The organism is Lacinutrix himadriensis (assembly GCF_001418105.1).
Lineage (GTDB): Bacteria > Bacteroidota > Bacteroidia > Flavobacteriales > Flavobacteriaceae > Oceanihabitans > Oceanihabitans himadriense.
Genome location: NZ_LIQI01000025.1, coordinates 1 through 14,621, shown reverse-complemented (window position 1 = coordinate 14,621; position 14,621 = coordinate 1). Strand labels below are relative to the sequence as shown.

At 27.3% G+C, this 14,621-nt stretch carries 8 protein-coding genes; 1 reads left to right on the top strand and 7 read right to left on the bottom strand.

Features of this window, described 5'->3' with window-relative positions; all coding sequences use genetic code 11:
- Positions 1-601: 601 nt before the first annotated feature.
- From AMD28_RS13160 to AMD28_RS13125, 7 genes are all read right to left on the bottom strand, one after another.
- Positions 602-1,255: an ATP-binding cassette domain-containing protein gene (locus AMD28_RS13160; protein ID WP_055444613.1), complete on the bottom strand. Its 654-nt coding sequence runs from the start codon at positions 1,253-1,255 to the stop codon at positions 602-604.
- A 551-nt stretch (positions 1,256-1,806) separates the two neighbouring features.
- Entirely contained in the window at positions 1,807-2,457 is a 651-nt protein-coding gene (locus AMD28_RS13150; RefSeq protein WP_055444611.1) for a hypothetical protein, read from the bottom strand.
- A 523-nt stretch (positions 2,458-2,980) separates the two neighbouring features.
- Positions 2,981-4,582: an AAA family ATPase gene (locus AMD28_RS13145; RefSeq protein WP_206542242.1), complete on the bottom strand. Its 1,602-nt coding sequence runs from the start codon at positions 4,580-4,582 to the stop codon at positions 2,981-2,983.
- Between the two features lie 4 nt (positions 4,583-4,586).
- Entirely contained in the window at positions 4,587-5,225 is a 639-nt protein-coding gene (locus tag AMD28_RS13140; protein ID WP_055444610.1) for a hypothetical protein, read from the bottom strand.
- A 1-nt stretch (position 5,226) separates the two neighbouring features.
- Positions 5,227-7,443: a PIN domain-containing protein gene (locus tag AMD28_RS13135; RefSeq protein ID WP_055444609.1), complete on the bottom strand. Its 2,217-nt coding sequence runs from the start codon at positions 7,441-7,443 to the stop codon at positions 5,227-5,229.
- Positions 7,436-11,083 carry an AAA domain-containing protein gene (locus AMD28_RS13130; protein WP_055444608.1) on the bottom strand — a complete coding sequence of 1,216 codons (3,648 nt, stop codon included), beginning with the start codon at positions 11,081-11,083 and terminating at the stop codon, positions 7,436-7,438. The genes AMD28_RS13135 and AMD28_RS13130 overlap by 8 nt, the downstream gene beginning before the upstream one ends.
- Before the next feature lie 438 nt (positions 11,084-11,521).
- On the bottom strand, positions 11,522-13,801 hold the full coding sequence (locus AMD28_RS13125) for an nSTAND3 domain-containing NTPase (protein WP_055444607.1): 2,280 nt from the start codon (positions 13,799-13,801) through the stop codon (positions 11,522-11,524).
- Between the two features lie 447 nt (positions 13,802-14,248).
- Here AMD28_RS13125 and AMD28_RS13120 point away from each other — a divergent pair.
- The coding region (locus tag AMD28_RS13120) for an IS110 family transposase (protein ID WP_152975609.1) at positions 14,249-14,621 on the top strand (373 nt) is incomplete at its 3' end.

The window sequence follows — 14,621 nt, the reverse complement described above, 5'->3', positions numbered from 1 at the left end:
GACTCATTTTATGTAACGGTCTTGTATAAAAAGAGTTGCGTTTTTGCGTGCAAGGATTTTCCGTAGGAAAATCAGATGTAGCAAAAGTGCAACGACTTTTAAATTTAGTTCTCAATATAGCAATTTTTTTTATGCGTTGTTACATAATTTACCGACACATTTGAGTAATCACGTTTGCTTAGATCTTTGAAGCAAGAGTGGTTTATTCCGAGTTTGAGTGATCAATCTTTACCTTTGATTTAATAATTCCGCAAACTAACTCTAAAATCCGTTAGAGTAAGAAATTCCGCAAGAGTGAGAATCCAATTTATGATAAATTCAGAGTTTGAGTAAGCAACTATTCAGAGTTTGAGTGATGGAAATTCCGAGGAATTTATTTTTTAGAAATTCGGTTTTGATAGGAGTTGCGATTTTCGGAGGTATTTTATGTAACGTGTTTGTATATGGTTTGTTGCGTGTTTCAAGCAACTAATTTAGTAAATAATTACGGACTAAGAAAGTCCGCTAGGACTTTCGTAAATAGGCGAGAAGCCAGCAATAAATTATATACGGTGTTGTAAACTGTGCGTTTTTTAGTTTTCAAATAGTAACTTGATTTAAATTACTTATTATCGGGCGAAATTTTTTTATTCTCTAATATAAACTCAGAACTATTGGTGAAATCAAAAGATTTAATTTCAGAAATGTGAGTTGTAATTAAAAAAAACTTATTTTCTTCTAAAGAAAGTGCTTTAATCTTATTTACTAGTTTAGGAATGAAATTCTTGTCAATTCCAGAAAAAGGTTCGTCCCAAATGAATAAATTCGGATTATGTAACATAGTTGCTAAAAGTTTGACTCTTTTTACAAAACCTGTCGATAGTTCAGAGATTTGTAAATTCTGATACTTATCTAATTCGAAAAAGGTAATTAAATTTTCCTGATATGACTTCTGTAACTTTGTGTCATTTCTATATATATAATTTAATAAACTGATATATTCCTTTACAGTAAATTGTGTCGGATATGTAGGGTAATCTATTAAAAAACCAATATTCCTTTTATAAGAATTGTCCTTAAAATCTATTTCCTTGTCATTTATATAAATTGAACCTGAGTTATATTTAAGAGCTCCTGCTAAAATATTTAAAAGAGTCGATTTCCCTGTGCCATTATCTCCAAATAGAAATGATATATTTTTATTAAATTGAATACTAATATCATTTAAAATGATATTTGAGCCATATTTTTTTGTCAAATTCTTAATTGTTATCATCTAAGTTTAAAGTTCGGTTGAAAATATTAATTAAAGTAACGAAAATAATTAGTACTAGTATAGACCCAATAACTGGAAAACCTAAACCTATACTAACTAAGCCAAATAAAAAATAAAACAAAATTATATTAATTACTTTTCTGAAAAACGAATGTTTTATGTAATGAGTTGGAATTATAAATTTCAATAAAAACGAAATGAGAATTAATGAATTTAAAATAAAAAAATTTTCACTAATAGCTTGAACAGTAGTCATTTCAATAGTCTTTAAAAAAAAAGATATTGATAAAAAAAATAAATTATTTATAAAGAAATTTATTAAAATTAATTTCTTGACTTTTGCTCCTGAAATAAAAAAAATATATTCTAGGAATTCAGTGTATTTATAATTTAATAAAGTTTGTTGTATTAAAAAAATAGAAATAGAAATTTTTATTATTTCGGGGAAAGAGAAAAAATAGTTTGTATTAATAAAAAAACTAAAAATGATAATATCTATAAAAGATAAGCTTATCAAATTTGTTTTTAAAATAATTGCAAAATTGATTAATTTAAACTTTATCATATTTTACATTTATTAAGTATAACGAAATTATTAAAAGGATAATTAATGATATAGAAATCTTAAACAATAAATATATAGTTTGATAATTGTTTAGGTCTATCAAATTAACGTTTTCATTATACGTTATTAGTACAAATAATAAAAGAGTAAATAGTTTTAGGTAGTTTTTATGAGATTTATTCACTTTATTTTTAAGTATGTCTTTTAAAAGCCTAACAAGTAAACAAGAATTTATATAAGCTGTAATTATTAAAAAAAAACCTGTAATTGATGTTTTTTCAAAAATCATTAAATCATATGTTAAACAAAAAGGGATATAAGCAATGATAAAAAAGATTAAGAATACTATTTTAAAGTTAAATAATTCAATAAGAACGTCAATAAAAATGACTTTTGAAATTTTAAATGGATACAGTAATTTGAAATATTGATAATTTGGGTCATAAAACTTATACATAAAAATATCACTCAAAATTGGTGCAATAAAATAGAATAATGCAATAATATTAAAATTTATAATTTTTATTTCGCCAATCACTAATGCGTCTTCAGACGTAATCCCAAGAAACATTGTTGTAAACATTCCTACTACTAAAATCAATCCGATATATTCAGGCGCAAATTGATACTTAGCCATTTTGAACCTAGTTAGAGAAAGAAAATTATATTGCAATATTTTAAACATTTATTTGTTTTTCAGGTTTTAAATTAAATCTATTTCGGATTTTGAGTAGAGTGATTTTAGCATTGTTTACAACGGTCTTGTGTATGAAACGTAGCGTATAAATAAACGCTAACTTTTCGGATTTAGCACAAGCCGAATTTTTAATTTTTATGTTAAATTTTCTTTTCTAAATATAACCAAATTAAAAATTTGGCGTACTTTGTAAATAAGCAAAAACCTCTCGAAAAGCCTGTAGTAGCTATGTTTTATACACGTTGTTGTAAGTAGTGCTTTTTTCATTCAGGTTGTTTTTCCGATGTTTCTTATTTAGTTCAAATGTGAGCGTTGGCAAGACATACTCTTTTGCAATTTTTGGCGTAGCTTTGGCTGTAGCGAATTGCGAATGTGTATGGCTTTGAGCGTTGGCTTTTCATTCAATTCATATTCTTTTTAGTCCTTTTGTTTTCAGTCAGTCTATTTTCATAAGGTTCGTATTCTAAAATATATCTTCTTCCTTTTCTCTTTTTGTCAATGTTTGAGTTTTAGTTTCATCTTTCTTTAAATCTTCTTTATCTGTATCAGAACTTGCTGGTCTAGCTCTTGTTGATGCCCAATCTCTTAATCCGTCAATTTTATTTTTCATAGTAATTGCAAGCGGAACAATCGCTTTGGCTGATTCAATTAGATGAGATAATTTAATAGCTGGTTCTTCATTATTCTCAATATATGCCTTAAACATTGCTTCTTTTACAGTTTCTTCAATTTCTGCACCATTGAAATATTTAGATTCTTCAATTATGGGATTGAAGTCAGTTATATTTAATTGATTATTTTTTCTAAGATGAATCTCAAATATATTTTTTCTTTCTTTTCTTGTTGGTAAGTCTATAAAAAAGATTTCGTCAAAACGACCTTTCCTTAAAAGTTCAGGTGGCAGATTACTTATATTGTTGGCAGTTGCAACTACAAAAACTGGTTTAGTTTTTTCTTGCATCCAAGTTAATATAGTTGAAAACACTCTTGAATTTGTTCCTCCATCTTTTTCACCACCACCAGTACTTAAACCTTTTTCAATTTCATCTATCCATAAAACACAAGGCGCAATTGCTTCTGCTGTCATTATTGCATTTCTGATATTATTTTCACTACTACCAACTTCTGATTGAAATACTTTGCCTATATCTAATTTTAATAATGGTTGATTCCATTCTGTAGCAATTGCCTTTGCTGTTAAACTTTTACCAGTTCCAGGAACACCTAAAAGCAACATTCCTTTTGGTTCTTTTAAACCAAACGCTTTCGCCTTTCTTTCAAATGCTTTGCTTCTTTGTTTCAACCAAACTTTTAAACTGTCTAAACCGCCAACGCTTGAATCTAAATTTTCTGTTGTATGATAGTAATCTAGAATACCGCTTTTCTTTATTATTTGTTCTTTTTCGCTTGCTATAATTTTAATTGCATCTTTACTATTTAACCCAACTTTTTCTTTTGCTAAACGAAAAGCCAAATCAGCTTCAACATCTGTTAATCCAGCACCTGCATCAAGAATTAGGTTTTTTAAATCTTCATTTATAACTTCATCCTTTGTTATTACTTTCAGTCTTTTTTCTAAATCGTTTTTATCTGGTAAAGGCATATTTAAAACTGTAACATACTTTTCTAATTCAATAGGCAATTTAAAAAATGGCGATAATAACAATAAGTGTTTGTTTAATACTTTAAAATATTGTGTGAGTTTTCTTAATTGAACCACAAACTTTTCGTCTCGAAACTGTTTATGTGCATCTTCAATAATGAAAATCTCTTTTGATTCTTGATTCTCATTATTACCTTTTAATAAAAATTCAAGAAATGAATCTGGGTTTTTAGTTTCACCATTATTAGGATGCTTTTCAACTTTATCTAATTTATTCGAATTTTCATCTTTGTTATGAATTTGTAATCCATCTACAATATCCCAAGTACTAAACGTATAACCTTTACGATAAGCAGTACTTCGAACTTTTTGTATAATTCTACCATATTCTGGCGATGCAAGATAAATTAGTGGATAATTTGCATCAAGCATATATTTTAAATCTTCAAATGATTTTTCCATTATTTTAGTTTTTTGCTATGATTTTATTTGAAGCACTACAGTAAGACTTGTTTTTATATCTTACAGGTATTTCTTTCCTTTTAATTTCAATTCCTTCTCTTCTAGTATTTCCGAATGACCTTTCTATACCTTCCATTGCTTTATCAGCTAATTCGTGAACATCATATGGAATATAGTTTGAATCAGAAATTATAGTACCATCTTTTAGAATTGAAAATTCTATTTCAGTTCGTTTTTCATCTTCGTTTTCTAGTTTAGAATAACCAACCATAAAAAACTTCTCTTTCACTTCTTCATTTGGTTCAAAGTCATAATCTTTTTTTAAAGTAAACCCAACACTTTCAAATTCAGTCAGGATTGTTTTTTTTGCGTATTCAACATTCAACGTAAAAAACTCACTCTGTAATTCTTTAACTAATTCTTTTCCGTTTTTCAGGTAATAACTGTTATAGGTTACTGTTCCATTTTTAATTTTTATTGCATATTCTCCGTGAAGCTTTGTATTTGGTATTTTAGTAACAATAACTTCATTATCACTTTTAATTTCATATTCCCAGTTAAATTTCTCAACTGCTTCAATAAAAACCTCTGTTTTAAATACTTGAGGATTTTTCAGGAAAGTGGATGTTTCAAAACAAGACATATTATCGTTTTTTTCTATTGTTGGTTCTATTTCTTTTGCTAAGAGAAAGTAAAGATGTTAATTCAGTAATTGTTTTAGCTGGAATCTCTAGCATTTCAGCTTTAATCTGCAAACCTTTATCATTAGTTAAAAGAATAGGGTTTCTTTTTTGGTATTGCAATGCAACAGATAAAATCATATTATCAGGTGATTTTTTATTTAAATCATCAGGTAAGTTATCAACTTTACTTGTATTGAAGCTTATATTTCTATTTTTTTGATGTTTGCGGATTTCTCTAATTGCTTCTTGTGCCTTTTCTTTAGTTTCACTTCTATTTTTTAAACCATCTAGTTCATCAATGACTTTAGCAGAAAAAATAATATTTTGAAGCGAACCAATTATATCAATTATTTTAGGTTCTTCTATTAGAATATTTGTGTCAATAATTATTGATTTCCTCTTTTTTATTAGTTCAAACTCTTTCTCTTTAAGTAAAAACTTCTTTTCCAATTCTAAAAATAAACCAGATTCTATCTCTTTAAATTTTTCTTTCTCTTTATTTATTTTTGATTGTAAAGTTTTAAATTTTCTTTCTTCAGATAACTCTAAACTTTTCAGTTCTTCTAACATTGACGTAATGAAGGATTCTATTTTCTCGTTTTTTGCATTTTTTACAGCATTTAGTAATGCTATCTTATTTTCTTTAATTTCACTTAAAATTAAATCGTGTTCAGTTACTTTATTAAAAGGGATTATTTTAAAATCAATATCCTCAATTTCTTCTATGCTATAATTAGATAAATCATCACTATTTATTTTTTCGGCAATTAGAGAGTCTATTTCATTACTAATACTTTCCACATACTCATCAGCAAAATCTCGTCTAAAAACGTCAATATGTTCTTTAATATCTACATTTGAATACTTTTTAACGAATTGATATTTGATTGATTTTTTATTTATTTCTAAAGGAAAAATTTCTTTTTTATATATAGATGTATTGTTTGAGTTTTCAGTTATTACGTTAAATTCATCTATGTTGCCAATTATTAAATATGAATTTAAAGTTTCTGAAACTTTACTTTTAAACTCTTCTAATTCAGTTTCTAAATCAACACTAACAGGAAGATAAATGAAAAGATATTTATCTTTTATGTCGATAATAATTTTAGATAATGTTTCAATTAGTAAACCTGAAACTTTATTAAATATTAACCAAACTTCATTTTCTGAATTTTTGATAATTGTATCTAATTTATCAATAAACATAAATGGTTCAATAAATTCTAGTTGATTGATGTTTTTTGCGATTTTTTCAGAAATATTTTTATCCTCAGCTATTATCCTTTCAATTTCTTTTTGAGATTTAATTACTACTTCTCGATATGAAAAATCATTAGAATTTGGATTTTGATAAATACCATACTTTCGTAAAATTTGAAAAAACAAATTGTCTGCGCTTACTTTGTTTTCGTTTAAATATGAAGAAAAGTAATCATTAGTTGTTTTTGAATATTCTTCATAAACAAGAGTTCTATATTTTCCAGAAATTGCATCAACCAAAAAGACTGCATATAAAGTAGCAGATTTATGTTCTTTTTCGATTAGAACAGAATCCTTAAAAGAATTCATTTTTTCAACATTATAAATTTCAGGAATTTGATTTTCTGAAAATGATTTTAGTAGTTGTTCATCTTCATAATTGATTGCAGAATTAATTGAGTTTTCTTCAATATTAACACTTTTCAAAAACTCAAAATTATCTTTTGCTATTGAATGGTCATTATTTGTGTTGTCAAAATATAACTCAAATCGCTTATTTGTATGGACTTTAAATTTTTTGCCTTTTTGAAAATATTCCTTTCCTATATCTGTCAATTGACAATAAGAATAAGAATTATCTCCAGTAGTTATCATTTCAAATTCTTCTAAACTTTGTAAAGCATCTTTCAAGATTTCATATTCAGCAAAATCTTTATATTTTTTTTGAGATGGATTGTCTGTTACGTTAAATCCTAAAATTTTTCCTATTTCGTCAAAACTTAATGCGTTTTCAATATTTAGTAAACCACAAATAGTCTTGTCAAACAATGTAAATTCAACTGCTTCTGTACAAGTTGCAGAATACTTTGCTTTTGTAAAAAACCAGTCAAAAGGTTTATAACCAAGATATATTTCTGTTAGTTTTTTATCTTGTTCTATTGCTTTAAATATGTTGTATTCTAAGTCATTAGTCATCTCCAAATTCTTTTTTTAAGTCCCTAAAATCAACAACAATCCCTTCGTTTTTAATTGTGTCAATTACATTTTTGTAAATTTGAATTCCAGCATTATCTTTAAATTTATAGAACATATTTTTATTGCCTACAACAATCAATAATCGTTTTGCTCTTGATAGAGCAACATTTAATCGTTTTGGTGATTTAGCAAAGCCAATATCTTTATTCATTTTTGTTATTCCGTTTTCAATCTTTTTATCGCTCCTTACTGTTGAAACAATAATGATGTTTCTTTCCATACCTTGAAATTTATCCACAGTATTTAATCGAACTGGAATATCATATTTGTTTCTTGCTTTTAAGGCAACTTCTTTCAGTTTTGATACTTGATGTCCATAAAAACTAATTAAACCAATTTCTTGTTCTTCTTGAACTTTATTTTGGTCGTTACTGTTTTGCCAATGTTTCATATACTCTTCAAATCCATTTGATTTTTTTAGTAGTTTTATGACGAGCTCAACAGCTTCAATTTCATAATTATTTATTCTTGATGTTCCGCTTAATTCTTCTGGTTCATCTACATTAACCCAAATAGTATGGATGTCTGGATTTATAAACTTATTAAGTAAAAATCCGTGATGTCTAGAAAATGGATTATTTAGATTGGTGTCATTTGCATTTTCCTTTATAGGTTTTCCAGGTTCTAAACCACCTTCATCTAAGTAGAATTGTTTGATTACATTGTTGATTTTTGGATGCATTCTATATTGTTCATTAAATGTAGATTTAATGGTTGGTGAAACTTTAGGATGCATTATTAATCTTTCAAATTGAGAAGTTTCTACAAAGTCCTTATTAATTTCAGATGCTAATTCTTTTGCTTCTGTTGTTTCAAGTGATTCTAATGTTTCTTTGAAAGTCTTATCGTGAAGCATTGGTGGTAATTGTTTATGGTCGCCAATTATAATATTTTTGCGTCCAAAACACATTGGTAATAATAATTCTGGCGGTGTTGCTTTACTTGCTTCATCCGTTATTACAGTATCAAATTCAATAGGTTTGATTATATCGAATAGATTCATTCCTTGATATCTGCCGTTAAAATCATTGTATTTTTTGCTTAGGTTCTTAGTCTTTTTATATAATTGTCCAATTTCTAATTCTCCTTCATAATCATTGAAAATTCTTTGATAATCCGCTCCAAAATTTGGACTTCCGGCTGAACTACTTGTGCTACCAACAACATTTGCATATTTAAAGTATTTATCTTTAAATAAGGTTTTCATTTCTTTATCAGGCTGAGCCATTTCAAAAGCCCAATCTTTCATAATGTCACTATATTTTGAATTAGATTGTTGAGAATTGTCAGCAATTCTTCGCATCCATAATTGTACAGAATTATTGTAAAAATCTTCTTCAACTATTTCAACATTATCTTCTTCTAAAACTTCATTTTCATAATTATCATCAGTTTCAAATTTTCCATCAACCCATTTCATTATTCGTTCAAACGCATATTTTTTTCCTTCTTCCTCAAATTTACTAGCTCTTCCAAAACGTATTGGTTTTACTAGTGTATGATTCTTGTTGAGTAATTTTTCTAATGCGTTATCTACAGCAAGGTTTGTTTCAGAGGTTAAGAGAATTTTTTGTTCTTGATTTACTCTTACCATTTGCCAAATCATTTCTGCAATTACTGTTGTTTTTCCAGTTCCTGGTGGACCTTGAAGCAATGCTAAATCTGTACAATTTAAAGCAGATAAAACAGCTTTTCTTTGAGAATCGTTTAAGATTAGTAATTCGTGTCTTTTTAATTCATTCCATTCTTCCTCATCTTTAGAGAGGTTTTTATATATTTCTTCAGCTTTTGAACTATCAAAAATGAAATCCTTGATTTTTTCGTTTACTGGTTTTAAGTCTAATCCTTCTTTTGGATTAGTAATTTTATTCATTGCTTCATTTAGCCAAGATATTTTTGCTTGGTCGCCTCTTAGATTTGGTGTTACAAATTTTATTTTAGGTTTTTCTTCAATAAATTTGAAGAACTTATCTGTTTGACGTTTATCATCTGACCATTTATATGGTAAATTGAAAACATAATAATTGAAGTCTGAATTTCGGCCATTTAAATTACCTATTGCAACTTGTCTTTTATTGTATTCAAAATTTTCTCCTTTATCTATATAAAACTCAGAACCTGCAAGATGTTTAGTTTTATCTAAGAACTCTTCTTTTTTAGATTTCTTAGCAATTATGTCAATTTTTACTTTGAATTTAAAATCGTCATTTAATGCCGAGAGCATTATGTTAAATCTATTTAAAGATTTTATTTTGTCGTATTTTAATTTTAAATCTGAATAATCTATAAATTCAAAAGCAACAGTTTGTTGTGATTCACTAACATTTGTATCAAAATCGAATGAATAAAATTCTCGTTTTATTTCAGTCCAAAAAGTGTTTTTAAATGTTGAGTTTTCAAATGTTACTTGTTCGTTAACTCTAGATTGGTCGAATTGTAAATATACCTTTGACTTAACTTTTTCTTTTCCGAAAATTGTGATTAATTCTTGGTACATTTTTTTAAGACTATCAATTTCATTATGCTTTCGTGAAAAAACATTGTGTCTTAATCGTCTGAGTAAATTGTCGCTAATATTTAAGTCTTTATCTAATTTTATATTGCAATGCCAATCAATTTCAAATTCTGCTCCATAACTTTTAAAGTAAAATTGCTCTAAAAACATTTTATCTATAACTTCTTTTTTTTGAGAGAAATTATTTATGTAAACACTAATTGTATCGCTATTATTTGAAACTCTAAAACGATTGTTAAATGTTTGACTAATTTTATTTGATATAGAAAAAGGTGTGATTTTAAGAACACAAGCAATTTGATTATTCCTTTCGAGTATGGTTGTAAAATCTTTTTGGATAACTCTATCTAGTACATCACTAATATCTTTTAATCTCAAAAACAGACTTCCATCTGGATTTATTCTTTCGTTTAAATTGAAAGGTTCTTCTGAAATAGTCTTTTCAATATTCTTAAACTCTAGATTTTCTTCTTGTTTTAACTTAACTCGAAATTGATAGAGTGATTCGTGAATATTTATAGGTTGGTCGTATCTGACTATTTCTAATGGTTGAGAATTTTTATTAAGAATGAGTTGTTGAGCTTCAATCCATTTATCCCAAATTTCTTGCTGATTTTCAATTTCTGATTTTGGCGAAATTTCAAGATTGCATATTTTGCTAAATAAATCTTCTAATTCTCTTTGTGAGCGATAGGCTTTTTTGAAGTCAATCAATTTTACTGAACAATTTTCAGTAACAGTATATTCATCTGAATTGAGTTGTTGAATTTCAGATATTACATTTTTCGATTTTTGATTTATTATTGTTTTATAGTCGAAAGTTTGCTCTTGCCATTTTAAAACAAATTCTATTTGCTTATTTTCAACTTGAAAAACTACTTTATGTTCATCCTCGTTTTTTTTTTGAAAGAAGCATTTTATTGTTTTATTTTCAATCCATCTTTTTAATTCCTCAAAGCTTCCTTTATTCTGTTTATCAAGAGTATTTACTGATTTATTTTCGAATCTTATTATCAGTTCTATAGGTTCTTCATCAAAAATATCTTCATTATTATGGTATGCCATTCATTCTCTTTTTATCAGTTCTTTTGTGCGTTTGCTAAAAATAGCTCTTTTGTTTTTTAGCTTTAGCTAATGTGTACAGAATAATTCAATTTGGCTAATGTATTTATTTTTTTGTTTATTGCTTTACGGATTTCCTCAATCCTATCTGAGCGTTGGCAAGAAACAGCTCTTTTATTTTTTTAGCGTTGGCTTTTCGCGTTGGCAAAAAAAATAAATGTGCTGTTTGTGCGTTGGCGTTTTTTAGTTCAAATGTTCAATTTCAGCACGATTTTCGCATTACTTACAACGTGTTTGTATATGGTTTGTTGCGTGGTTTAAGCAACTAATTTAGTAAAAATTACCGACCAAGAAAGTCCGCGAGGACTTTCGTAAGTAGGCGAGAAGCCAGCAATAAATTATATACGGTGTTGGCAACAGTTTTTTATTTATTCCTACGTATTATGAACGTTCAAAAATAGCATCTATATCATCCTCATATGAAGTTTCCGAATTGTAACTTCCTCCCATTTCATTATCATACTCATAATCTTCGTTTTCTAGATAAGTTATTGCCATATCATCTATATCCAAACTAGATATAATGTTTGTATTACTAAAACCAATCTTTTCTAAAACCTTTTCATTAAAATTTTCTAAAAACGAATCTAAAGTAGTGGATATGTCGGATTCAATTCCTTTTTTATCGAGGTCAAAATCAGGATAATTTTGGCGATCAATGTAACTTCCGAAATCAATGTCTAAATCGTTATTTTTGACAATATCTTCTAAATATAGTTCGATGTGATTCTCAACTTGAGAAAGGATATTTTCGTCATTAATTTCAAATTTATCTATAAAATTTAAAAGTTCAATTAATTCGTCTTCATCTAAAAAGTCTTCTATAAAATTATATAAAAACTTAAAATCTTCAAATTCTATTTCTGGATCAAAATCTGTTAATATTGATAATAATTCAGATAAATTATTTCCTTTAGGATTGTTAGTGTTTACTAAGGTTTTTAAAAAATCTTCAATCTTTGTGTTTAAACTTTCATTAAAGAAATCTAAATAAGAAAGTAGTATTAAGTAATCCCAATCTTCTTCTTCCATTTTACGTTCAAAAAAGTAATCAAATAAATCTTCTTGAATTTCTTTTAAGCACTGCTTGTTAATTTTTCTGAAAACCGAAATAGTATTTAAATTCCTTAGTGATGTTTCTGTTTCTAATGATTTTAAGATGTTTGATATTAATTCACTTTCATTAGAATAGGAACTGTGAATAAAGTCCGTAATTGAAGGATTAAAAAGAACATATTCATATTTATTTTCTTCTATTTGATTTCTATTGACTAATGATTTTGTAGCTAGTTTTCTAATAGCTTCAAAACTTTTGTCAGATGAATCTCCTAAGTTAACTGTATGAATCTTAAGAAATGTATTATATGAACGTCTAAGGTCTTGTTCTGATATTTTCCCGTTATTGAATACAGTTAAAAACACTAATGCTCTAATACAATCATCAGTTTGATTCTGAAAATAATCTGCCCAAATATCTTCTGGGTGTTCTAATTTGTTTTTAATATAAGGCCAATATTTTTCAGGAAGTGTACTTCCAACTCTTATATTATCTGTTACGAATTCAATTATTCTAGGATTGAAATTCCGATGATTTATTATGTCTTTGTACCTTTTATCTTCATATATCTCGTCAAGATATTCTTTATTCAAGTTTGAATGATATATGTGGTTGTATAAAATTTGTGCTTTATCAATTTTTGTTAAATTTTCAACTCTAAGTAAAAATTCATTATTTCGAATATTGCCATTTTGAAACCTATGGCTCAAACTATAAGCCTTATTTAAAATATTTGTTCTAGAAGTTAAGATAAATTTTTTGGATTTATCCTTACAAACTCTATTTATGAATTTGACAATATGTGAATCTCTTTTGTTGTTTATAGCATCATACAAATTACTACCTAAAAAATCATCACAGTAAAATAAAATTTTCTTTTTTTCTTTTTCTCTAAGTAAGCTTTCTGCTTCGCTAATATTTTCTTCAATATCGCAAAATTCATATCCTTTTGCAGTATAATAAAGAGCTAAGTTATCAGCTAGAGTTGTCTTACCAATTCCAGGTTCTCCTGTTAAAATTATAACATTATTTTCTTCTAAAATTCTTAATCCTTTTTTGTGGTTTTCTGTAATAGCATATTTATATGAGTTTTCTTCAATTTCACGAATTGTTGACTCACTTCTCCCTTTAATTGCATTATTATGAATTAAATCTAGCACAGAAGTACTAGTTATCCATAATTTAATATTTTGCTCAACTATGTCTTGGTTTTCTTTTCTTGTCAAGAAATCGTTTAAATCTTCTTTTCCGAAAATGTCATCATCTCTTTTAATAAAAGGTTGGAATATTTCTTTTATTTCCTGCTTATTTAATCTTGATAACTTCTTTGAAGTAATAAAGATATATTTTTCTGGATTGAGTTTTTTTACCTTTTCTACTTCCTCAGATTTTAATTTCGAAATTAGACTTTTGTATGTTGTCTCAACATAATGCTTACATTGGATAATTCCTTCTTTCTTTTTACCAATCCAAAATCTACCATCAACACCTCCATCTTTTCCTGCTTTGAATGTCTCAATCCTTTTGCTTAAAAGTTTACCAATAACTGATGCTCCTAAAGCTTCAAATTCTCTGTCATTAAGTCTCGAAAGGTCATATTCCATATTTTTACTTGAGTTTAATTCAAAGGTAATTTTATTTTAATATTTGGACAGAATTATTTTACTAATTGAAGATAATGGTTTGTCTGTTAGTAAATTGTTGCCAACGTTGATGTATATGATTTGTTGCGTGTTTCAAGCAACTAATTTAGTAAATAATTATCGACCAAGAAAGTACGCGAGGACTTTCGCAAGTAGGCAATAAGCCAGCAATAAATTATATACGGCTTAAGTTTACATTTTAAATAAAACATTAAATTAAGATATATAAATCAGAAAGAACAAAAGAGAGAAATAAGATTAGTATACACGGTGAAGCATTAGACTTCGACAACATTGATAATCCTCTCTCTTTTTCTACTAATATTTCGTTCAGTTCTGTGAGACTTTAGATCTCGATTTCAAGTTGTTGAAACATCAGTAGCTCGTTCTTTCCAAAATTCAATTCTTATGAATAAATATAGTGAAATTTTTGGATTAGACATTAGCAAAGATGTCTTTGATGTTTATGGTTCAGAGACAGGACATGACCAATTTAAAAATGATGAGAAAGGCTTTGTGAAATTCATAAAAGGCTTACCAGAAAGTGTTTTGGTGGTTATGGAGGCTACAGGTTATTATCATTACAGGTTGGCACAGTTTTTATATAAATCTGGAGTATGTGTGTCTGTTGTAAACCCTTTATCTGTAAAGCGATTTATCCAGATGAAATTAGCCAAAGTAAAGACCGATAAGAGTGATTCTAAAGCCATTTGTGAATATGGACAAATGAATGATGTTCCTCTTTACACAGCTTTAAATGAAGTTCAGAGTGAGTGCTTGC

Bases quoted from the DNA above. Each gene is read 5' to 3' on its own strand.
- AMD28_RS13150 (WP_055444611.1), bottom strand. From the start codon at position 2,457: ATGGCTAAGTATCAATTTGCGCCTGAATATATCGGATTGATTTTAGTA.
- AMD28_RS13160 (WP_055444613.1), bottom strand. From the start codon at position 1,255: ATGATAACAATTAAGAATTTGACAAAAAAATATGGCTCAAATATCATT.
- AMD28_RS13135 (WP_055444609.1), bottom strand. From the start codon at position 7,443: ATGACTAATGACTTAGAATACAACATATTTAAAGCAATAGAACAAGAT.
- AMD28_RS13145 (WP_206542242.1), bottom strand. From the start codon at position 4,582: ATGGAAAAATCATTTGAAGATTTAAAATATATGCTTGATGCAAATTAT.
- AMD28_RS13140 (WP_055444610.1), bottom strand. From the start codon at position 5,225: ATGTCTTGTTTTGAAACATCCACTTTCCTGAAAAATCCTCAAGTATTT.
- AMD28_RS13130 (WP_055444608.1), bottom strand. From the start codon at position 11,083: ATGGCATACCATAATAATGAAGATATTTTTGATGAAGAACCTATAGAA.
- AMD28_RS13125 (WP_055444607.1), bottom strand. From the start codon at position 13,801: ATGGAATATGACCTTTCGAGACTTAATGACAGAGAATTTGAAGCTTTA.